At 68.4% G+C, this 20,555-nt stretch carries 19 protein-coding genes; 7 read left to right on the forward strand and 12 right to left on the reverse strand.

What is annotated here, in order from left to right:
* Window positions 1-65 precede the first annotated feature (65 nt).
* The 5 genes from ACYVDK_RS17535 to ACYVDK_RS17555 all read left to right on the forward strand — a co-directional run bounded on the left by ACYVDK_RS17535 (window position 66) and on the right by ACYVDK_RS17555 (window position 4,269).
* Entirely contained in the window at window positions 66-974 is a 909-nt protein-coding gene (locus ACYVDK_RS17535) for an SMP-30/gluconolactonase/LRE family protein (protein ID WP_460524152.1), read from the forward strand.
* 908 nt (window positions 975-1,882) lie between these two features.
* Window positions 1,883-2,152 (forward strand): hypothetical protein, encoded by a 270-nt coding sequence (locus ACYVDK_RS17540; RefSeq protein ID WP_460524154.1) that lies wholly within the window; start codon window positions 1,883-1,885, stop codon window positions 2,150-2,152.
* 5 nt (window positions 2,153-2,157) lie between these two features.
* Complete coding sequence (locus ACYVDK_RS17545; protein ID WP_460524156.1) at window positions 2,158-2,829, forward strand: hypothetical protein; 672 nt, start codon at window positions 2,158-2,160, stop codon at window positions 2,827-2,829.
* A gap of 80 nt (window positions 2,830-2,909) precedes the next feature.
* Window positions 2,910-3,875, forward strand: a complete 966-nt coding sequence (locus ACYVDK_RS17550) for an SGNH/GDSL hydrolase family protein (protein WP_460524158.1) — start codon at window positions 2,910-2,912, stop codon at window positions 3,873-3,875.
* A gap of 109 nt (window positions 3,876-3,984) precedes the next feature.
* Window positions 3,985-4,269, forward strand: a complete 285-nt coding sequence (locus ACYVDK_RS17555) for a Fe-S cluster assembly protein HesB (RefSeq protein WP_460524160.1) — start codon at window positions 3,985-3,987, stop codon at window positions 4,267-4,269.
* 99 nt (window positions 4,270-4,368) lie between these two features.
* On the opposite strand, the gene ACYVDK_RS17560 is transcribed toward ACYVDK_RS17555, so the two are convergent.
* From ACYVDK_RS17560 to ACYVDK_RS17570, 3 genes are read right to left on the reverse strand one after another with little or no spacing between them, the layout of a single operon-like run.
* Window positions 4,369-5,007, reverse strand: coding sequence for a LuxR C-terminal-related transcriptional regulator (locus tag ACYVDK_RS17560; protein WP_460524162.1), 639 nt, complete (start codon window positions 5,005-5,007; stop codon window positions 4,369-4,371).
* On the reverse strand, window positions 4,994-6,034 hold the full coding sequence (locus ACYVDK_RS17565; protein WP_460524164.1) for a sensor histidine kinase: 1,041 nt from the start codon (window positions 6,032-6,034) through the stop codon (window positions 4,994-4,996). The genes ACYVDK_RS17560 and ACYVDK_RS17565 overlap by 14 nt, the downstream gene beginning before the upstream one ends.
* Window positions 6,031-6,930 carry a UbiA family prenyltransferase gene (locus ACYVDK_RS17570; RefSeq protein ID WP_460524166.1) on the reverse strand — a complete coding sequence of 300 codons (900 nt, stop codon included), beginning with the start codon at window positions 6,928-6,930 and terminating at the stop codon, window positions 6,031-6,033. Before ACYVDK_RS17570 ends, ACYVDK_RS17565 begins: the two co-directional genes overlap by 4 nt.
* A 210-nt stretch (window positions 6,931-7,140) precedes the next feature.
* Here ACYVDK_RS17570 and ACYVDK_RS17575 point away from each other — a divergent pair, with 210 nt between their 5' ends.
* A complete protein-coding gene (locus tag ACYVDK_RS17575) occupies window positions 7,141-7,335 on the forward strand; it encodes a hypothetical protein (RefSeq protein ID WP_460524168.1) in 195 nt (64 codons plus the stop codon).
* A 71-nt stretch (window positions 7,336-7,406) separates the two neighbouring features.
* On the opposite strand, the gene ACYVDK_RS17580 is transcribed toward ACYVDK_RS17575, so the two are convergent.
* The 5 genes from ACYVDK_RS17580 to ACYVDK_RS17600 all read right to left on the reverse strand — a co-directional run bounded on the left by ACYVDK_RS17580 (window position 7,407) and on the right by ACYVDK_RS17600 (window position 13,824).
* Window positions 7,407-8,564 (reverse strand): acyl-CoA dehydrogenase family protein, encoded by a 1,158-nt coding sequence (locus ACYVDK_RS17580; protein WP_460524170.1) that lies wholly within the window; start codon window positions 8,562-8,564, stop codon window positions 7,407-7,409.
* A 101-nt stretch (window positions 8,565-8,665) separates the two neighbouring features.
* Window positions 8,666-9,517 (reverse strand): HpcH/HpaI aldolase/citrate lyase family protein, encoded by an 852-nt coding sequence (locus tag ACYVDK_RS17585; RefSeq protein WP_460524172.1) that lies wholly within the window; start codon window positions 9,515-9,517, stop codon window positions 8,666-8,668.
* Window positions 9,518-9,536: 19 nt separating this feature from the next.
* The gene (locus tag ACYVDK_RS17590; protein ID WP_460524174.1) at window positions 9,537-10,034 is read right to left on the reverse strand and encodes a MaoC family dehydratase; all 498 of its coding nucleotides are present in this window, start codon (window positions 10,032-10,034) and stop codon (window positions 9,537-9,539) included.
* Entirely contained in the window at window positions 10,031-12,211 is a 2,181-nt protein-coding gene (locus tag ACYVDK_RS17595; protein WP_460524176.1) for an acetyl/propionyl/methylcrotonyl-CoA carboxylase subunit alpha, read from the reverse strand. The genes ACYVDK_RS17590 and ACYVDK_RS17595 overlap by 4 nt, the downstream gene beginning before the upstream one ends.
* Before the next feature lie 5 nt (window positions 12,212-12,216).
* Window positions 12,217-13,824, reverse strand: a complete 1,608-nt coding sequence (locus ACYVDK_RS17600; protein WP_460524178.1) for a carboxyl transferase domain-containing protein — start codon at window positions 13,822-13,824, stop codon at window positions 12,217-12,219.
* 133 nt (window positions 13,825-13,957) lie between these two features.
* Here ACYVDK_RS17600 and ACYVDK_RS17605 point away from each other — a divergent pair, with 133 nt between their 5' ends.
* Window positions 13,958-14,548 (forward strand): TetR/AcrR family transcriptional regulator, encoded by a 591-nt coding sequence (locus ACYVDK_RS17605; RefSeq protein ID WP_460524180.1) that lies wholly within the window; start codon window positions 13,958-13,960, stop codon window positions 14,546-14,548.
* 300 nt (window positions 14,549-14,848) lie between these two features.
* Here ACYVDK_RS17605 and ACYVDK_RS17610 read toward each other — a convergent pair whose 3' ends face one another.
* The 4 genes from ACYVDK_RS17610 to ACYVDK_RS17625 all read right to left on the reverse strand — a co-directional run bounded on the left by ACYVDK_RS17610 (window position 14,849) and on the right by ACYVDK_RS17625 (window position 20,482).
* Window positions 14,849-16,714, reverse strand: a complete 1,866-nt coding sequence (locus tag ACYVDK_RS17610; RefSeq protein ID WP_460524182.1) for a cytochrome b/b6 domain-containing protein — start codon at window positions 16,712-16,714, stop codon at window positions 14,849-14,851.
* Between the two features lie 126 nt (window positions 16,715-16,840).
* Complete coding sequence (locus tag ACYVDK_RS17615) at window positions 16,841-17,809, reverse strand: electron transfer flavoprotein subunit alpha/FixB family protein (RefSeq protein ID WP_460524184.1); 969 nt, start codon at window positions 17,807-17,809, stop codon at window positions 16,841-16,843.
* 10 nt (window positions 17,810-17,819) lie between these two features.
* A complete protein-coding gene (locus ACYVDK_RS17620; protein WP_460524186.1) occupies window positions 17,820-18,596 on the reverse strand; it encodes an electron transfer flavoprotein subunit beta/FixA family protein in 777 nt (258 codons plus the stop codon).
* A 119-nt stretch (window positions 18,597-18,715) separates the two neighbouring features.
* Window positions 18,716-20,482, reverse strand: a complete 1,767-nt coding sequence (locus ACYVDK_RS17625) for an acyl-CoA dehydrogenase (protein ID WP_460524188.1) — start codon at window positions 20,480-20,482, stop codon at window positions 18,716-18,718.
* Window positions 20,483-20,555 lie beyond the last annotated feature (73 nt).

Here is a 20,555-nt window from a genome sequence, read left to right on the forward strand (position 1 = left end):
TGGTCATGGCCCGATTGTCATGGTTCGGTGAGCCTCCGCGGCCAGAGATGCGATGGAATGAGTGCATGACGACCGATCGCATCCCCGCCGTGTTCGAGCGCCGTGACGAGCGCTTCGACGGCATCCGCGGCGACACCGAGTTGCGCATCCTCTTCGACGACGGCCGCTGGCTCGAAGGCCCCGCCTACTCGCCGCAGGGTCGCTTTCTGCTGTTCAGCGACATCCCGAACGACCGCGTGCTGCGGTACGACGAGGTCAGCGGACGCATCGACGTGTGGGCGAGCGCGGCCGGCTTCGCGAACGGGCGCACCGTCGACTCGGAGGGTCGATTCATCGAGTGCCAGCACGGGTATCGGCGCGTTGTACGCCGCGAGCACGACGGGTCGATGTCGGTGCTCGCGGATGCCCACGGCGGGCTCCCCCTGAACAGTCCGAACGACGTCGTGGCCCATTCCGACGGCTCGGCGTGGTTCACCGACCCGTCATACGGCATCCTCACCGAGTACGAGGGGCACAGGGGCGAAGAGCGCATCGGCAGCCGAAACGTGTATCGCTGGGTCGCGGGGTCCGGCGTGACGGATGCGTCGCTCACCGCTGTCGTCGACACCCTGACCCAGCCGAACGGCCTCGCGTTCTCCCCCGACGAGGGTCGGCTCTATGTGAGCGACAGCGATCTGAGAACGATCACCGTGTTCGACGTGGACGGCGCCGTCGTACGGAATGCTCGCGCCTTCGCGTCCAGCGACGCGGGCTACGACGGTCTACGCCTCGACACGCGGGGGCGTGTCTGGGCGGCGACCGGCGAAGGCATCCACGTCTACGACCCCGACGGCACTCTGCTCGGCCTGCTCCGCCTGCCGGAGACCGCCGCGAACCTCGAGTTCGGCGGACCGCAGCGCAACACGCTCTACATCACGGCGACCACCCGGCTGTACGCGATCCGCGTCACGGTCGAGGGAGCGAAGCGGCTGTGAGCCCCGTTGCTCGGCCCGCCTGAACCCGCGTACCTGGCGAGGCCCTGCGCCACGGCCGACGACACGGCCTCACGACTCGACCCCAAGACACGGCCACGCGACACCACCCCAAGACACGGCCGCGCGACACCACCGGAGCATGATTCCGCATAGATGGTTGCGCAGAGCTGTGATTCACGGCTAAGTTTGCGAAGGCCCATTCTGGGCCAACCCAGTCCGGCTCGCGCGACACCGTCGCGCTCGAGTGGACGAGGAACACGAAAGGGGAACGTCATGATGCACACCATCACGCACATTCAGTCTCACACCCTCGTGTTCCGCGGCGCTGCGTCGCTGCGCGGCCGACGCCTGAGCACGGGAGCATCGTGCTGACCGGCGCGCGCCGTTAGCGCGATCCGGCAGTAGGCCACCGAACCGACCCATCGCTCAGTCGAGCGGCTCGGCCGTTTGCGCCTTTGCCATCGACCGGCCGCTCATGGCATGGCACTCGCGACTGGCGGTGCTGCAAAATGCGCATTTTGCAGCAGTCCGTTAAGTCGTTCGTCCCACGCCACTGCCGGTAGCCGCCAGGCGCACTCCGTCCTCTGACGCCGCGGGCACATGGGTCGTCTGCCGACCGCAGAACGTGCCCGCGGCAGAAAACGGCTCCACGCCGCTACCGGGCGACCCATCGTCTCTTGTATCGCGGCTTCGCCACTCAAAGGCTCAATCGGTTCGGCCGCACGAGCAAGCTCGCCCGGCTCTCACCTCAATCGCCTGTATCCGCCCTTCGAGATCGCGACCGACGGCATCCGCCGACCATCGCGTGAGCCCTTTTGCTGATCGTGCAGTCATCCTGGGCGCCCGTCGAACCGGCCCGATCCTGTTCGACGCCATTACGAGACAACAGAACCTGAAGGAAACGAACCATGAGTACACAGACACTCGACCAGCAACGAGCGTCGACGACCGAGGCGATCGCCTCGCTGCGGCGCAACTCGCACCCGCCGAGTCCGATGGACCGCCTCGCCATGCGCGTCGGTCTCGCGCTCGTGCTGTGGAGCAGGCGCGAACACCGCGCGCGCCGCAGCCGAGACGCGGAATGGGCACTCGCCGTGCAGCGCAACCGCCTCGAGCGGGAGCGCCGTGAACGCGAGGCGACTTGGCTGGTCGCCATGCACAAGCTCCCTCCACGGTGATCGCCATGAACACGATCACCCTTGACGGCATCCTGGCCGCTGCCGAGTACATTTCTGCAGCGGCCGGGACCGCAGAGCGGGTCTCGACATGCTCGACCTCCCCTGCGATGGCTGGGGCTGACCGCGACGGCATATCCGAGGTAAGTTCACTTCACATGGGGCAGGAACGAGCCCGGGAACGTGTCGCCGGCGCCGCACGGTTCGTGATGAACGTGTTCAGCACCGAGGCCACGGTTTACGGCATCGTGCTGGTCACCGCCCTGACCGCCATCGGCTGGGAGTTCGAGACCGACCTCGAGGTGCTCGGCTTCATCGTCGCCACCACGCTCATCTTCTGGGTGACCCACGTCTATGCGCGCACCGCCGTGGCGCACGACAATAGCGCTGCCGAGCCGACTCCGGTGAAGTCTGCGCTGGCCGAGTCCATCCGCCATTCCAGCGGGATGCTCCTGGCCATGCTGCTGCCGGCGTTGTTCCTGCTGCTGGCCGCGCTGCACCTGATGGATGAATACGTCGCCTACTTCGTCGCGCTGCTGACCGGCGTCGCCATGCTGATGGCCATCGGCTACATCGTTGCCCAGCGCAACCACCGGCCCTGGTGGCGTCGCATCCTGGCCGCGCTGGTCACCGGCCTGCTCGGGGCGATCGTCACCGTGCTCGGCATCCTCGCGCACTGAGCACGACGCGGATTCGAGGCCCACGCATAGGTCGCAAGCGTAACGTTCTCAGTAACAGATCAGCATTCGCATGGCATCCGATGACGGCACACGCTCTGGCGCCCAAGGCGCCCAACACGGCGAGAGGGTGGAAGCCTGCCATTCGGTATCTGGCCGTCGGTGTCGGGTCGCTGTTCGCCGCCCTCGTCAGCGTCGCCGGACTCACTGCTGCCGAGGGGTTTCTGGTACGCGAACGGCTCATGCCTACCCGGATCGCGACATCTTCCGGCGCCCGCGGACTGTTCGGCGGAAACCATGACGGCGCACCGATCCACCTGGTGCTCATGGGCGATTCGCTGGCGGTCGGATACGGCGCCGAAGCCGAGTCCGAGACCGTGGGCGTCAGGCTCGCCGGTCTGCTCTCCGACGCGACGGAGAGGCCGGTGCAGCTCGACAACGTCGCTGAGGTGGGAGCCGAATCGATCGGCCTCATCGCCCAGCTCATCGCCGTTCGACGGTTCGCGACGCCGCCCGACGTGGTCGTCATCATCGTCGGCGCGAACGACGTGATGCATCTGCGCCCGCTCGTTGCGGCGCTACGACCCCTGCGAGAGACCATCACCGAAGTGCGCCGTCTCGGCGCACGCGTCGTGGTCGCCAGTTGCCCCGATCTGGGCACCGTGCGTTCCTTCTTCGAACCGCTGCGCTTCTTCGCTCATTGGCTCAGCCGTCTGCTCGCCACCAGCCAGACGATCGTGGCATTGCGGGCGGGCGCGCGCACGCTTTCGCTCGCGGATTCCATGGGACCCCTCTTCCGCAAGGACCCGGGCACGATGTTCTCGCAGCTGGACCGTCTGCATCCCTCCGGCACCGGCTACTCGCGAACGGCCGAGGTGCTGCTGCCGAGCGTGCGGGCTGCGGCGGGATACCCCGATGCAAGCGAGCGCACCCCGCATCGGGTCTACGACAAGAGCACCAGGCATCCGCTCGCCTGGCTCGCATTCCGGGCCTCGCGCCGAGCCGGCGCACGGCTGCGCCACGTCAACGACGTGCCGTCGGTGGCGTAACAGCCCCTCCAACCTGGGTCTCCCCGCACAATCCGCTCGATCGGGTTGCGGCACCGCGGGCACTGCGGAATCGTGGCCGACTCATGCACCGCAACCGGAAGGAGAGCTCATGCTCACCCTCACCGAGAACGCCACCACCATCGTGAAGACGCTGACCACCCAGGCGGTCGATTCGCCCGAAGGAGGTCTACGCATCAGCAGTCCTGATCCGAACGCCACCACCTTCTCGGTGGCCGTCACGCCGGCGCCCGAGGCCGACGATCAGGTCATCGTCGACGGCGACGCACGCGTCTTCGTCGAAGAGAACGCCTCGGTGGCGCTCGCCGACAAGGTTCTGGATGCCCAGCTCGACGATCAGGGAGCCGTGCACTTCCAGCTCGGGCTGCAGGCGTAGGTCGCTGGAGCGTACAGTCGAGCGCGACGGGCCGCGCAACAAGGGCGGGTCTTCTCCGGATGATCCGCCCTTCGCCTGTCCGTCACCTGTCTCCGCAATTCATCGCAGCAAACCGCGATCGGCGGACTTCCGTACGGCATCCATACGCGATGTGGCGCCGAGCTTCTGAAAGAGGCTGTAAGCGTGCCGCTTCACGGTGCCCTCGCTGATGCCGAGCTGCACAGCGATCTGCTTGTTCGACTGCGCCAGGCTGATCAGCCGCAGCACCTCGAGTTCACGCTGCGTGAAGGCATCATTCTCGCGCTGAGCCCGATGCTTCGCCTCGGCCGCCGGGGGTGTCGTCACCGCCTCGACCAGAGCGCCGATGAGCACAGCCCCCGACGTCGACTTGCTGAGGAAGGCACGCGCGCCCGAGCGCAGCAGCACATCCTTCAGGGGCAGGTGATTGTGCATCGTGACGATCGCGACGGCCGACTCCGGTGAGATGCGGCGCAATGTGCGCAGCGTCTGCTCGACGGGCGTGCCGTCGATGTCCACGTCGAGGATGACGAGGGCCGGCAGACTCGATTCGACCAGCGCGATGCCCTCGGCGCTGGTAGCCGCGGAGCCGACCACCTCGATGCGGCCGTCGTGTTCGAGCAGCGCGCCGAAGGCATCCAGAAAGACGCGGTGATCGTCGATCAGCACTGCGCTGATAGACGCGCTCGGCGCTGCCGTCGGCCCCTCAGTCGTCGGCATAAGGCACGTCCACGAGCACTCGCGTTCCGCCGCCCGGCGCGGACTCGAGCGAGAACGTCGCCCCGATCAACTCCGCGCGCTCGCGCATCCCGACCAACCCCATTGCGCCAGGACGAATGCGCAACGGGCTGAAGCCGCGGCCGTCATCCCACACGGTCACGGCCAGACCGCCCCCATCCCACTGCAATCGCACTCCGACCCGGACCGCCCTTGCGTGCGCGAACGAATTGCGCAGAGCCTCACGGATGATCAGGAAGACCTGGTCGCGCGTGGCATCCGCCAAGACCCGCGCTTCGCCCGACATCGAGACCTCGAAGTCGATGCCGCGCACCTCCGCCTCGGCGAGGTACAGATTCACGGACTCGATCAGCGACCGCGACGTGGTGATCTGGCGCAGCTCCGTGGCGATCGTCTGGGCCTCGGCGAGCGCCTGACCGATGAGCTCACGGGCATCCGCTCGGGTCGCCGCGCCATCCGGGCCGGGCTGGGTGGCAGCGAGATCGAGTTTCATCAGGCCGGAGGCCAGCGTGTGCGCCACTCTGTCGTGCAGATCGCGCGCGATGGACGCCCGCTCCTCCCGCTGCACCGCCGTGATGCGGTTGAAGAGCACCTCGACGTACCCCACCGCCGCCGCGCCCATCATGCGGAAGATCTGGCCGCTGAGCGTGAGCGCCACCGCGTCGGCGGGGAGCGGATGCCCCGTGGCAGCGACCGCGTCGGTCACCGACGGCAGACCCACCGTGAACAGCAGCCGCGCCGCCAGCAGGCTCTCCGACGGATGGATGTGCTGACCCGCCCGGGCAAAGCCGACGCCCATTCCCCGATCGTCGAGCGCGCTGCCGTGCCCTTCGGCCACAAACCCCAGCTCGACGAATGTCGAGTCGATCAGGTACCGCACCTGATCGTGCAACTCCTCCTCGACCTGGTCGTCAGCCACGAGCGCGCTGCCGGTCTGCGCCAGACCGTCTCGCACCCGCACGTACACGTGCTCGACGACCTCGTCGAGGCGACTCCGATCGATTCTCACGCCATCACCACGATCACCAGATTCGAGACCACCTGACTCACCATGAACACCGCGTACATGCGTTTCGTCCCGAGGCTACGACCGTACGCGGCCAGTCCGAGCATCACCAGCGCCGCGGCGAGCAGGCACACTGCGACGACACGACCCGTGAGAGAGGGCACGAACAGCCCGGCGACTCCGACGGCACAGCATCCGACGGCGGTCGCCCACGCGGCGGGACGGATGCCCAGGCTCACCGGGAGCGTTCGCCTGCCGGCCACACGGTCGCCCGCCACGTCGCCGAGATCCTTCGTGTTGCCGGCCACGGCCATCCATGCGGCCATCAACACTGCGATGGCGATCGTCTCGGGCGTCGGTACGTTCCCGGTGGTGAACGCGCCGCCCAGGTAGGTGGCGATGCCGCCGCCGAAGATCACGAGGGATGCGGACCACACCCGCTGCTTCGCCGCGTGCCTGCCCGCGGAGTACAGCCATCCGAAGGCGATCATCGCCACCGTGCAGATCAGTAGCCCGAACCCGAGCACCGCGCTCAGCACGACGGCGACCACCGCGAACGCGATGCACCAGCCGACCGCGACCCGCACTGGAAGGCGGCCGCTTGCAAGCGGCCTGATCGACCCGTTCAACCGGTCGCCGGGGATGTCAGAGACGCCGTTCAGCAGATAGACGAACCCGGTCGCGGCCACCCAGGCGACGACGCCCACGACGAGAAGACCCCAATCCTCCGCCGATAGCCGACCCCAGCCGCCCGGTCTCCCCAGGGACGCTCCGGCCAGGAACCGCAGTGCGAACATCGCGAGCACGATCGGACGGCACTCCGCGAACACCAGCGGCACGACCCTCCAGCCGAGCCCACGGGCATCCTCGCCTCGTCCCGACTCCGCATCGATCGTCACGCCACGATCATGGCGCACGATCGGGGGTCGGCGCAGGTCGCTTCGCCTTGACGGTCCCTCGCGCGAGACGTTGACCGCCGCGTCAGCGGTTTGCGCGCGAGACACCATCGCGCGTGTCAGGGCTCTCCCGGATGAGTGGACTGCTGAGTTGCACCCGCGTGCAGGCTCCGCTGTCGCAGCCCTGATACCCGCCTTCTATGACCACCCCTTATGGCCGCGGACGAGATCGAGCAGCGCTCGGGATCATCCGATCAGCAGACCTACAAGGCGATCGGCCGCCTCGCCGCGGCAGGATTCCTCCAGGAGATCACGGGGCGAAAGCGAGGGCGGGTGTGGGTGGCATCTGAATTGTTGGCCGAACTCGATGACCTCGACCGGCGCATCCATGCCGCGATGGAACGCTGATCGCCGCCTCCGGGATGGGTCGTCGGACCGACCGCCGATTCCACAGACGATCGTCCCGCGCATGCTGTGCGCTACAGCCCCAGCGAACGGGCGATGAGCATGAGCTGCACCTCCGTGGTGCCCTCACCCACCTCGAGGATCTTCGAGTCACGGTAGTGCCGCGCGACGCGGAACTCGTTCATGAAACCGTTGCCGCCGAACACCTGGGTGGCGTCGCGGGCGTTGTCCATGGCGGCTTCACCGGCGACGAGCTTCGCGATGGATGATTCGGTCTTGAACGGTTTGCCGGCCAGCATCAGCGCGGCCGCGTGGTAGTACGCCTGGCGTGCCACGTGGGCGCGTGCCTGCATGCGCGCGATCGTGAACGCGATCGACTGGTATCCGCCGATGGCCTGACCGAACGCCTCGCGTTCCTTCGCGTAGCGCACCGCCTCATCGACGCAGCCCTGTGCCGCCCCTACCGCCAGCGCGGCAACGGCGATGCGGCCCTCGTCGAGGATGCGCAGAAAGTTCGCGTAGCCGCGTCCCCGTTCGCCGAGCAGGTTCTCGCGCGGCACTCGCACATCGTCGAATGCCAACCCGTGGGTGTCTGACGCGTTCCATCCGACCTTGTTGTACGGCGGATCCACCGTGAACCCGGAGGTTCCCGACGGCACGATGATCGTCGAGATCTCCTTCTTGCCGCCCCTGTCGCCCGTGACCGCCGTGACCGTGACGAGCGAGGTGATGTCGGTTCCGGAGTTCGTGATGAACTGCTTGCTGCCGTTGACGACCCACTCCTCGCCGTCTTCTCGCGCCGTCGTGCGCGTCGCGCCGGCATCGCTGCCGCCGCCCGGCTCGGTGAGTCCGAAGCCACCGAGCGCCGTTCCCGCCGCCAGCGGTGGCAGCCAGGTGCGTTTCTGCTCCTCTGTGCCGAACCGGTAGATCGGCATCGCGCCCAACGAGACGCCCGCCTCGAGCGTGATCGCCACGCTCTGGTCGTAGACGGCGAGCTCCTCGATGGCCAGGCAGAGGGCGAAGTAGTCGCTGCCCATACCGCCGTACTCCTCCGGGAACGGCATGCCGAAGAGTCCGAGCTCGGCCATCTGCGCAACGACCTCGTAGGGAAAGCTGTGTTCCGCGTCGTGCTTCGCCGACACCGGCTCGACCACCTCACGCGCGAACTCGCGCACATGGGCGGCCAGCTCTCGGTATTCCTCGGGCAGTTCCGCCATCAACGGCTCCGGCATGTTCTCTCTCGCTCTCTGCTTCGCCGCGTTCGGCGCTCGGCTCTCTGATGCGCCGCGTTCGGCGCTCGGCTCTCTGCTGCGCCGCGCACGGCGCTCGGCTCTTATGTTTCGTGCGGCTTCGCAGCGGCGTTCAGGATGCTCCGCGCCTGCCGCATCAGCGGCTCGTCGACCATGCGTCCGCGCACCGTGAACACGCCGTTGCCCGATACACGTGCGGCGTGCATCACCTCGTGAGCCCACTCGAGCGCGTCGGCGGTCGGCGCGAACGCACGGCGCAGAACAGCGACCTGGCGCGGGTGGATGCAGAGCGCGCCGGCGAATCCGAAGGCCGCGGCATCCGCTGCCTCCTCGGCCAGACCCTCTTCATCGGCGATGTCGAGGTGCACCGTGTCGTACGCCGGCTTGCCGAACGCGGCCGCCGCGACCAGAACGCGGGCTCGCGCGTGACGCGCCACGTCGCGGTATCCGCCATCAGCTCGCCTACTGGATGTGCCGCCGATCGCGGCCGCCAGGTCTTCGGCGCCCCAGGTCAGCGCGACCACGGCGTCGCATGCCGCGAGCTCCTCGGCCCGCACGATGCCGAGCGGGCTTTCGCAGAGCGCCACGATCTTCACGTCGGGAATCACCGACCGGAGCCTCTCGACCTGCTCGACGCTCTCCGCCTTCGGCAGCATCAGCGTGCGGAACGGAGTGTCGAGCACGACACGGATGTCCACCTCTTGCTCGCCGGAGCCGCTCGCGTTCACGCGCACGACCGTGCGCTCCGAACGCAGGCCGGCCGACGAGGCGGTGAGCAGTGCGTCACGGGCGGCGCCCTTCGCCTCGGGCGCCACCGCATCTTCGAGGTCGAGGATGACCGTGTCGGCCGCGGCCGCCGCCTTCGCGTACCTGTCGGGCCGGTCGGCCGGGCAGAACAGCAGCGCCGGGCCGGGCAGGCCGCGCTCGGCGTTCATCGACTCGCTCCCAAACCGTTCATCGGCCGCCCTCGTCGTCGACCGTGGGCCGGCACAGCATAAGGGTCGACCGCACGGCCACCGCGACGACGTCGCCGCGCTGGTTGCGGCCGGTGTGCTCGAACTCGACGATGCCCTGACCCGGGCGGCTCTTCGAGAGCCGCTTGGAACGTATGCGCGTCTCGGCATACAACGTGTCGCCCGCGCGCATCGGGCTCGGGAAGCGAATGTCGTCGAACCCAAGGTTGGCCACGATCGTGCCCTGCGTGAGCTGGGCCACCGACATGCCGACGAGGGTCGAGAGCGTGAACATGCTGTTGATCAACCGCTCGCCGAACTCGGTCGATGCCGACCAGGCGGCATCCAGATGCAACGACTGCATGTTCATGGTGAGGGTGGTGAACAGCACGTTGTCCGCCTCGGTCACCGTGCGGCCGGGTGCGTGCACGTAGACGGCGCTCTCCTCGAACTCCTCGAAGTACAGCCCTCGCTGCTGGATGCGTCGTTCCTGGATCATGAGTTCCCCCCACCGCGCTCTGCAACACCGTGCTCTGCAACATCGACCTCTGCATCATCGACCTGCGACGCGGCTGCGTCGTCAGTCACCGTCACCACCGCCACGATCTGGTCGCCGGTCACCTGGTCGCCCACCTCGACACGCAGCGAGACGCTGCCGGCGTGCGGCGCCCGCAGCACGTGCTCCATCTTCATCGCCTCGACGATCAACACAGGGTCTCCCTCGGCGACCGCCGTGCCATCGCCCGCGGAGATCACCGTGACCGTTCCGGGCATCGGTGAGCGCAGCTCCGGGTTCGCGGCCTCGTCGTCGGCCGCGTCGGACACCGCCTCGCGCTGCACGAGCGTCCACGATGCGCCGTCTTGGAACAGGAGCACGCGATCGCCGTCCACGGCGAAACGATACGAGCGCGTGGCGCCACTGGCTCGGATCCGCGCGACAGCGCCGTCCAGTTCGACGGATGCCTCGATCGGCCCGCCCGCTCCCACCGCGACACGCGCCGCGTCGGGGGCGCCGGTGATCAGTACGTCGCTCGTGTGCTGCTGACCGTGCGATGCCAGCGCGTAGCGCGAGGGCGCGTGGTCGCCCAACCGCCATCCGGAGGGGATGTCCCACGGGGTACTGGTTTCGACAAGCTCAACCAGCGGTAGCCTCCCGCGGGTTGAGCCCGTCGAAACCCCCGCCACACTGCCCAGCGGTGGCCTCCCGCGGGTTGAGCTTGTCGAAACCACCGCCGCACTGCCGTACGCGCACGCGTGCAGCACCAGGGCCGCCGCCATCAGCACATCGTCGTCGGCGGCGCGGAACCGCAGCCCGTCGAGCCGCCGCTCGATCAGCTCGGTGTCGAGCCGTCCAGCGCGAACGTCGGGGTCGTTCACCAGCAGCCGCAGAAACTCCACGTTGGAGTCGACGCCGAGCGTCACGAACCGGCCGAGCGCGGCATCCAGCCGCTGCAACGCGGTCGCACGGTCGGGCGCCCAGGCGATGAGCTTCGCCAGCATCGGGTCGTAGTCCGAGGTCACCGTGAGGCCCTCGATCAGTGCGCTGTCGACGCGGATGCCGTCACCGATCGGCTCGTTCAGCTGCACGATGCGCCCACCGGTCGGCAGGAATCCGCGCTGCGGGTCTTCCGCGTAGATGCGCGCCTCCACGGCGTGCCCGGTGAGCGTGACATCCTCCTGCGCGAAGTCGAGCCGCTCGCCCGACGCGATACGGAGCTGCTGCTCGACGAGGTCGATTCCGCGATGCCCGCGGATGACGCCGACCAGCTCGGTGACCGGATGCTCGACCTGCAGCCGGGTGTTCATCTCCATGAAGAAGAACTCGTCGGGTGCACTCGCCGAGACGATGAACTCGACGGTGCCCGCACCGCGATAGCCCACGCTGCGGGCGGTCTCCACCGCCGCCCGACCGATGCGATCCCGCGTCGCGGCGTCGAGGAGTGCCGACGGCGCCTCCTCGATCACCTTCTGATGCCGGCGCTGCAGCGAGCACTCCCGCTCGCCGAGGTGCACGGTCGTGCCGTGCGCATCCGCGAGCACCTGCACCTCGATGTGCCGCGGCGTCTGTACGAACCGCTCGATGAACAGGGTGTCGTCGCCGAACGACGATGAGGCCTCGCGCCTGGCCGTCTGCAACGACGGCAGCAGGTCATGCTCGCGCTCAACGAGGTGCATGCCCTTGCCGCCGCCGCCCGCCGAAGGTTTGATGAGCACGGGAAAACCGATGTCGAGCGCCGCACGGGCGAGTGCGTCGTCGTCGAGTCCCGGTTCCGCGATGCCGGGCACGGTCGGAACGCCACGTACCGCGACGGCCTTCTTGGCGCGGATCTTGTCGCCCATCACCTCCAGCGCCGCCACACCCGGGCCGATGAAGACGATGCCCGCGGCCTCGCACGCTTGGGCGAAGTCAGCGCTCTCGGAGAGGAATCCGTAGCCGGGGTGGATGGCGTCAGCACCTTGGGACCGCGCAGCGTCGATGATCCGCTCGATCGAGAGGTAGCTTTCGGCGGCGCGGGCCGGGCCGAGGCGAACGGCGACGTCGGCGAGGTGCACGTGGCGGGCATCCGCGTCGGCGTCGCTGTAGACCGCGACCGAGCGGATGCCCAGCGAACGCAGCGTGCGAATGACCCGGCAGGCGATCTCGCCGCGGTTGGCGATGAGCACGGTGTCGAACATGGCCGTCACATCCTGAAGACGCCGTAGGAGACGTCGTCCATCGGGGCACGCGAGCAGACCTCGAGCGCCAGTCCCAAGACGGTGCGCGTGTCGGCGGGATCGATCACGCCGTCGTCCCAGAGCCGCGCCGTGGAGTAATAGGGACTGCCCTGCTTCTCGTACTGCTCGACGACCGGGTCCTTCAGAGCCGCCTCCGCCTCCGCGGAGAGCGTCTCGCCCTTGGCCTCCAGCTGATCGCGCCGGATGGTGGAGAGCACCGAGGCCGCCTGCGGGCCGCCCATCACGGAGATGCGGCTCGCCGGCCACATCCAGAGGAATCGCGGCGAGTAGGCACGGCCGCTCATCGAGTAGTTGCCGGCACCGAACGATCCGCCGATGATCACCGTGAGCTTCGGGACCCGGGCGCACGCGACGGCCGTGACCATCTTCGCGCCGTGCTTGGCGATGCCGGTCGCCTCGTACTCACGGCCCACCATGAAACCGGTGATGTTCTGCAGGAACAGCAGCGGGATGCGCCGCTGATCGCAGAGCTCGATGAAGTGCGCACCTTTGAGCGCAGACTCGCCGAACAGCACGCCATTGTTCGCGACGATGCCCACCGGATGCCCGTGAATGCGTGCGAATCCCGTCACCAGGGTGCGCCCGTACTCGCGCTTGAACTCGTGGAATCTGCTGCCGTCGACGATGCGCGCGATCACCTCGCGCACGTCGTACGGCTCCTGCAGGCTGACCGGAACGACGCCGAACAGCTCGTCCGGATCGACCGCCGGATCTTCGCTCGGCTCCACCCTCCACGCGCGTTCCCGCTGTGGCGGCAGCTGATCGATGATGTCGCGCACGATGCGCAGGGCGTGCGCGTCGTCGTCGGCGAGGTGATCCACCACGCCGGAGAGCCGTGCGTGCGTGAGCCCGCCGCCCAAGTCTTCCGCGCTGACGACCTCGCCGGTCGCCGCCTTCACGAGCGGCGGTCCGCCGAGGAAGATCGTGCCCTGGTTCTTCACGATCACGGTCTCGTCGCTCATCGCAGGCACGTACGCGCCGCCGGCGGTGCTGGAGCCGAGTACGGCGGAGATCTGCGCGATGCCGCGGGCGGACATCCGTGCCTGGTTGTAGAAGATGCGCCCGAAGTGCTCCCGGTCGGGGAAGACCTCGTCTTGCCGGGGCAGGAACGCCCCGCCCGAGTCGACCAGGTAGACGCAGGGGAGCTCGTTCTCCAGCGCTATCTCCTGCGCGCGCAGGTGCTTCTTCACCGTCATCGGGTAGTACGTGCCGCCCTTGACCGTCGCGTCGTTCGCCGCCACCATCACGAGCCGGCCGTGGATGCGCCCGATTCCGGCGATGAGGCCGGCGCCGGGCGCGTCGCCGTCGTACATGTCTTCCGCGGCGAGCGGAGCGATCTCGAGGAAGGGGCTGCCTCGGTCGAGCAGGCGGTCGATGCGGTCCCTCGGCAGCAGCTTGCCGCGCGCCAGGTGGCGTTCTCGTGACGCGGCGGAGCCGCCCCGGGCGACCCGGCCCAGCCGATCGCGCAACTGACGCACCTGCTCCCGCTGCGCCTTGTCGTTGGCAGCGAATTCGGGACTCGAGCGCCGAGCGGCACTGGTCAGCACATCCATGGCAGCGTCTCCGGCCGCCCTCGGCTGTTTTGTGACCCAGAGGAATGCGGCAATGCGATTCAGTGAACGGTGAATAACTGATTTCAGGTTATCGATCGTTCACCGAGTTGTCCAGGCGGATATCCTGTAAGACGTGGCAGAGACCTGGCGAGCGACCGAGAAGGCCCGCACGCGCCAGAAGTATCTGGATGCCGCCGTGCGGCTCTTCGCCCGCCGCGGCTTCCACGCGGTCTCCATCGACGAGCTCGGCTCCGCCGTCGGCCTGAGCGGTCCCGCCCTCTACCGGCACTTCCCCGGCAAGGAGGCGATGCTCGGCGAGATCCTGGTGAGCACGAGCGAGCGCCTTCTCGTCGGCCTGGAGAAGACCCTGGAGCAGCAGGCTTCCGACGACGAGACGCTGCGCAACCTGGTGCACTTCCACCTCGACTTCGCCATGGCCGAGCGCGACATCATCCGCATTCAGGACCGCGAGCTGCCGAGTCTCCCCGACGAGCAGAACCGCACGGTGCGACGGCTGCAGAACCGCTATCTGGACGGATGGGCCGACGTGCTGCTGCGCCTCCGCCCCGAGGTGACGCGGGCGGATGCCCGGGTGCAGATGCACGCCGTGTTCGGCATCCTCAACTCGACGGCGCACAACTCGATGAGCGACAAGAGCGTCGACGTGCGCGGCATCCTCGAGCACGCCGCCGTCGCAGTGCTGCTCGGCAACGTGCCCGCCTGATCGCCGAGACCGCGGTCGCGCCACCCGCCCGGCCGATCACCGCGACCGCGACGCGCCGCCTGATCAACTGATCGCCGCGACCGCGGTCGCGCCCGCTGGTCGTCGTTCACCGAGACCGCGACTGCGCCAGATAGTCGAAATTGCGCCAGCTTAGGTGGCGCGATAGCCGCAAGCTGGCGCAATCAGGGGCGCGGTCGCGCCACGTCAGGCGCGGGCACTGTACGGGCACGGGCGCGGTGGCACGGCGGGTACGGGCGCGGTGGCGCCGTGCAGGGGCGAGCGGATGTTCCGCGCGGGGATTCAGCGCGCGGTGACCTTGCCGAAGATCCGGGCGATCGGCGCGACGATGAGGGGTCGGGCCGCAACCCAGCCGGCGGCCATCACCACGAGCGACAGCACGAAGATCCAGAAGCCGACCCAGTTGACGGCATCCTGTCCGCCGTACATGTGGTTGAGGTTGCGCAGTGCACCGGTGGCGAACACGAGCGTCACGTGCACGATGATGAACGCGACGAAGAAGATCATCACCGGAAAGTGCACGGCGCGGGCCCACTCGACCGGGTAGGCCGAGTTGAGCCGTTTCGCGCTCTTCGGCCAGACACCGGACATGCGCACGCCGGTGATCGCAGCAAGCGGCGCGGCGATGAAAACGACCACGAAGTACGCCAACTGCTGCAGCGAGTTGAAGTTGACCCAACCGTCGTCGGTCGGCCAGTCGAGCGACGCGTACTTCAGGGCCGCGGTGACCGCGTTCGGGAAGACGGACCAATCAGTGGGAACCAGCCGCATCCACTGTCCCGTGCTGAACAGCAGCACCACGAAGATCGCGCCGTTGACCAGCCACAGCACGTCGAGCCCCTGATGCAGCCACAGCGTGAGGCTGATCTTGTGCTTGCGGTTGCGTTTCGACGTCCAGAAGGCGCCCGGGCGCTTGTCGCGGCGCACGGTCAGGCCGGTTCGAATGATCAGCAGGATCAGGAAGACGTTGAAGAAGTGCTGCCAGCCCACCCACGCCGGGAAGCCGACGGGCGCGCTGTCGGGGAGCGCGTACTGCCCAGGGAACGTGTGCACGAAATCCCGCATGAAGTCGAGGCCGAGGAACCAGCGCACGGCGAGCACGACGATCGTCACCAGGCCGACGATCGCGAGGGCGAGGATGACCGCGACACCGACCCACTGCGCCGGCGTGAAGGGGCCGAGCCTCCGGGGGCCGGCGGGAGCGGTGCGTGCAGTGGATGCCGCGCGCGCCGGGCCCGAGTTGCGAGGTACGCCGACGGGTGCCGGCCGCGTGGCCGCGAGCGCCGGTCGCGCGGCTGCGAGCGCCGGTCGCGTGGCTGCGGGTGCCGGTCGCGTGGCCGCGGAATCCGGTCGCTCCGCTGGCGCCATCGAGGTCTGCGGTGCCGAGTCAGGCATTTCCGGTTCGGCCCTTGTCGGCGCGCTGGACACGGCGGGGCTCGACGCCTTCGGCAGTCCGGTGCGGGGCAGCGACGATCGGCGGGGCTGGGGGTGCGCGGATGTGGTAGGCGACGCGGATGCGGTGTGCTCCGGCGCTGCGGGCTCCGGGACTGCGTCAGACTTGGACGGCGTCGTGGCCACTGCCGTCGGATTCGGCACCGCCGCGCCCTCGCGCGGCAGCCCCGAGCGCCGAGGAAGACCGGTGCGAACCGCTGCCGCGTCGGCGACTGTCGCACCCGGGCCGTCGGGCGCCGGAGCCGTCGCTGCTGCACTCGGGGCATCCGCCGCCGCACCAGGAGCATCCACCACAGCACCCGGGGCAGTCGCCGCCGCCACCGCAGCCGGAGCCGTCGCACCCGGAGCATCCACCACCGCACCCTGAGCCGTCGTCGCTGCGCCTGGGGCAGTCGCCACCGCACCCGGAGCATCCACCACCGCACCCGGGGCAGTCGCCGCCGCACCCGAGGCATCCGCCTCTGCAGCCTGAGCCGTTGTCGCTGCACCCGGGCCAGTCGTGCCAGCTGCCGCAGTCGCCGAGCGGCCCGAATCGGTGTCGAACGATTCGCCGGAAAACGCGCGATCCGCCGTATGCGGAATCGCTTCCTCGTGCGGCCGATCGTGCGTTTTCCGGCCGACCAGGTCACGGACGAGCGCGTCAGCCGGCGACGACGCGTCGGCCGCGGCTTCGATCCCTAGCCGCACGGCCGTCACGTCGCTTCGCGACGCGCCGGAACCGGCGGCTGGGGGCCCAGGCGCAACCCGCGGGTGAGAACCGGCCGGCGGCCACGCCTCACCCCCACGGGTTCGAGGCAGGCCTCGCCGCTGAGCCGCCACAGGCTACGCCTTCCGCGCCTCGAGCGCCGAGATCAGCTGCGGAACGACCGTGAACAGGTCGCCCACGACGCCGAAGTCGGCGATCTCGAAGATCGGGGCGTCGGCATCCTTGTTGATGGCGACGATGGTCTTGGCGGTCTGCATTCCCGCCTTGTGCTGAATCGCACCGGAGATGCCGAGCGCCACGTACAGCTGCGGGCTCACGGAGACGCCGGTCTGCCCCACCTGGTACGAGTGCGGCACATATCCGGCGTCGACTGCTGCTCTGGATGCTCCGACAGCCGCCCCGAGCACGTCGGCCAGCTGCTCCACGAGTTCGAACTTCTCCGCCGACCCGAGCCCCCGGCCGCCGGAGACGACCTTCGCCGCGCCGCGCAGTTCTGGGCGCGTAGAGACAGCCACCTCGGTCTCGAACGACTCGATCGTTGCAGCCCGCACACCGGAGGGCGTCACGGTCAGTTGCTGAGGCTGCACGGGAGCGGCGTCGGCGCGGGCATCCACCGATCCTTCACGCAGGGTGACCACGGCGGGGCCGAACGTGGCTGCGGAGTCCACGTTGAAGGCGCCGCCGAAGACCGAGTGGTGCACGACCACACCCTCCTCGTCACGCGAGAGGCCGACGGCGTCGACTGCGATCGGCAGCCCGGAGCGAGCGGCGAACCGGCCTGCGACATCCCGCCCGTCCACCGAGTTGGAGACCACGACCGCGTCGGGGCGCACGAGCTCGAAAGCCGCGGCGAGCGCATCGGTCGCCGAAACCGTGAGCTCGGCGCCGGCCTCGGCCAGCAGCACGTACCGCGCGCCGAGCGATGCCGCCTGTTCGGCGGCACTTTCCGCGTTCGTCATCACCAGCGCGACCGGCGTGCCGATCAGCGATGCGGCGCCGAGCAGTCCCGCGGCGCTCTTGGCGAGCCGCCCGTCTGCACGAACCTCGAGGAGGGTCAGGATGGGGTTGCTTCCGAAATCGGCCATCGCCATCTCCCTACGCCAACCGGTTCTGCACGAGGAACTCGGCCAGCTGCTCGCCCGCATCGCCCTCATCGAAAATCTTCACGCCCGCCCCGCGCGGGGGCCTCTCGCTCACCGCGATCATGATCGAGCGCGGCGCATCCTCCCGCTCGGCGACGACACCGAGGTCTTGCAGCGAGAGCGTTTCGTACGGCTTCTTCTTGGCCGCCATGATGCCTTTGATGTTGGCCATGCGGGCATCCGGAAGCGACTCGGTGATGGAGATCACCGCGGGGAGGGATGCCGACACCGTCGCGACACCATCGTCCAGAACGCGGCGCCCAGACACCGACGCCTCCACGATGTCGACGGATGCCAGTGCCGTCAACTGCGGAACGCCGACGCGCTCGGCGATCATCGCCGGAATGACGCCGCCCGAGCCGTCCGTGGACTCGTTGCCGGCGATCACGAGGTCGAAACCGGTTCGCCGCAGCGCAGCGGAGAGCACCTCCGAGGTGAGACCGAGATCCGCGCCCAGCAACGACTCGTCGACGACCTGAACGGCGGAGGACGCCCCCATCGCCAGCCCGCGACGGATGCTCGACTGCGCCGATTCCGGCCCCATCGACAGCAGCACGATCTCGGTGTCCGGATGCCCGTCCGCATACGAAAGCGCGACCTCCAGCGAGCGCTCCCCGATCTCGTCAAGCACGGTCTCGCCTGCTGCCCGGTCGACGATACCGGTCTCGAGGTCGAGCTTGCGGTCCCCGTAGGTGTCCGGGACCTCCTTGAGAAGAACCACGATCTTCACCAGCGACTCCCTTCGTCTGCGCTCGTGTCTGCGCGATCAGCGTATTCGGGTGCGGCCCGTTGGAGCACGGCTTGTTCGAGCGCAGATTGTTCGAGCGCGACCAGGTCCGGTGCAGCCGGTCAACGGGCCGGAACCTGCTCGAGGGCGTACAGGTCTTCAGCGCCCGCGGTCGCCGCGCTCTCCAGTGCGGAGACCTGCGGCAGGATCTGCTGCGTGTAGAAGCGGGCGAGCACGAGCTGCTCGGCAGCGAAGTCGTCGCCGACGGATGCCGCGGCCAGCGCAGACTTCGCCAGCAGCCACCCGCAGACGCACAGCCCCCACATGCGCAGGTAGGGGCTCGACCCCGCGAGCACGGCCAGGGGGTCGGTCACGCCCGCACGCAGCATCCACTCGGTCGTGCGCTTCAACGTGTTCAGGTGGGCATCCAGCCGGCTGCGGATCGCGGCGAAATCGTTGCCGGCAGCGGCCAGGTCACCGTCGAGTGCCTGCAGCTGCTCGATGAACTCCAGCGCGGACGCCCCGCCCCGCTCACCGATCTTGCGACCGACCAGGTCGGCGGCCTGAATGCCGTTCGTCCCCTCGTAGATCGCGGCGATGCGAACATCGCGGTAATGCTGCGCGACGCCGGTCTCCTCGATGTAGCCGGAACCGCCGTGCACCTGCAGCGCCAGCGAGGTGAGCTCGATGCCCTGATCGGAGCCGAACGACTTGCAGACCGGGGTGAGCAGCGCGACGATCTCGCTCGCGCGTTCGCGCACCGCGGCGTCGGGGTGATGCGTGGCAAGATCGACCTGCACACCGTGCAGCAGGATGAGCCGGCGCAGCGCGGCGATCGATGCCTGCTGAGTGAGCAGCATGCGGCGCACATCGGGAAAGTCGATGATCGGCGACGGCTCGTCCGATCCGGGTGCACGGCCCTGGATGCGCTGCTTCGCATAGGCGAGTGCGTCTTGGTACGCCCGCTCCGCCAGCGCGACCCCCTCGAGCCCGACCGAGGTGCGCGCCGTGTTCATCATGATGAACATGATGGCCATGCCGCGGTTCTCCTCGCCGAGCAGGTATCCGGTGGCGCCCTCGTACGACATAACGCACGTGGGCGACCCGTGGATGCCCATCTTGTGCTCGACCGACAGCGCGCGAACTCCGTTGCGCTCGCCGAGCGACCCGTCGTCGTTCACGAGCAACTTCGGCACGACGAAACAGGAGATGCCTCGCGTGCCCTCTGGCGCATCCGGTGTGCGCGCCAGCACGAGGTGCACGATCTGGTCCGTGAGATCGTGCTCGCCGAAGCTGATGAAGATCTTCTGCCCGGTGATCGAATAGGTGCCGTCTTCACGACGAACCGCGCGGGTCTTCACGGCCCCGACATCCGACCCGGCCTGCGGCTCGGTCAGATTCATGGTTCCGGCCCACTCGCCGGTGACCATCTTCGGCAGGAACCGCCGCTTCAGTTCTTCACTGCCCACGGCCGTGAGCGCCTCGATCGCGCCCTGCGTGAGCAAGGGCCCCAACGCGAACGACATGTTCGCCGAGGTGATCATCTCCTGCATCGCCAGGCCCACCGTGCGCGGAAAGCCCTCGCCGCCGAACTCCTGCGGCATCGGAACACTGCCCCAGCCGGTCTCGACGTACGTGCGGTAGGCGTCCTTGAACGCCTGCGGCATCGTGACGGAGCCGTCGGGGTGGTACGTCACCCCTTCGGTGTCGCCGATGCGGTTCGTGGGCGCGACGACCTTCGTGACGAATTCGCCGTAGCTTTCGAGCAGCTCGACGACCGTGTCGAGATCGGCATGCTCGAAGCCGGGCAGAGCGGAGATCTCCGGATACCCGACGACGTGTTCCAGAGCGAACCGGAGATCAGAGAGAGGTGGACGATACTCAGCCATACCTCCACGTTAATGGACGTTAACTGGATGTGAGAAGGGGTTCGGTGTCAAGGCCCTGTGATTCCAGCCCGGT

It is taken from the genome of Humibacter antri, from assembly GCF_054777235.1.

Coding starts and splice junctions, on each gene's coding strand:
- ACYVDK_RS17535 (WP_460524152.1), top strand. CDS start 66: ATGACGACCGATCGCATCCCCGCCGTGTTCGAGCGCCGTGACGAGCGC.
- ACYVDK_RS17540 (WP_460524154.1), top strand. CDS start 1,883: ATGAGTACACAGACACTCGACCAGCAACGAGCGTCGACGACCGAGGCG.
- ACYVDK_RS17545 (WP_460524156.1), top strand. CDS start 2,158: ATGAACACGATCACCCTTGACGGCATCCTGGCCGCTGCCGAGTACATT.
- ACYVDK_RS17550 (WP_460524158.1), top strand. CDS start 2,910: ATGACGGCACACGCTCTGGCGCCCAAGGCGCCCAACACGGCGAGAGGG.
- ACYVDK_RS17555 (WP_460524160.1), top strand. CDS start 3,985: ATGCTCACCCTCACCGAGAACGCCACCACCATCGTGAAGACGCTGACC.
- ACYVDK_RS17560 (WP_460524162.1), bottom strand. CDS start 5,007: ATGCCGACGACTGAGGGGCCGACGGCAGCGCCGAGCGCGTCTATCAGC.
- ACYVDK_RS17575 (WP_460524168.1), top strand. CDS start 7,141: ATGGCCGCGGACGAGATCGAGCAGCGCTCGGGATCATCCGATCAGCAG.
- ACYVDK_RS17580 (WP_460524170.1), bottom strand. CDS start 8,564: ATGCCGGAGCCGTTGATGGCGGAACTGCCCGAGGAATACCGAGAGCTG.
- ACYVDK_RS17585 (WP_460524172.1), bottom strand. CDS start 9,517: ATGAACGCCGAGCGCGGCCTGCCCGGCCCGGCGCTGCTGTTCTGCCCG.
- ACYVDK_RS17590 (WP_460524174.1), bottom strand. CDS start 10,034: ATGATCCAGGAACGACGCATCCAGCAGCGAGGGCTGTACTTCGAGGAG.
- ACYVDK_RS17595 (WP_460524176.1), bottom strand. CDS start 12,211: ATGTTCGACACCGTGCTCATCGCCAACCGCGGCGAGATCGCCTGCCGG.
- ACYVDK_RS17600 (WP_460524178.1), bottom strand. CDS start 13,824: ATGGATGTGCTGACCAGTGCCGCTCGGCGCTCGAGTCCCGAATTCGCT.
- ACYVDK_RS17615 (WP_460524184.1), bottom strand. CDS start 17,809: ATGGCCGATTTCGGAAGCAACCCCATCCTGACCCTCCTCGAGGTTCGT.
- ACYVDK_RS17625 (WP_460524188.1), bottom strand. CDS start 20,482: ATGGCTGAGTATCGTCCACCTCTCTCTGATCTCCGGTTCGCTCTGGAA.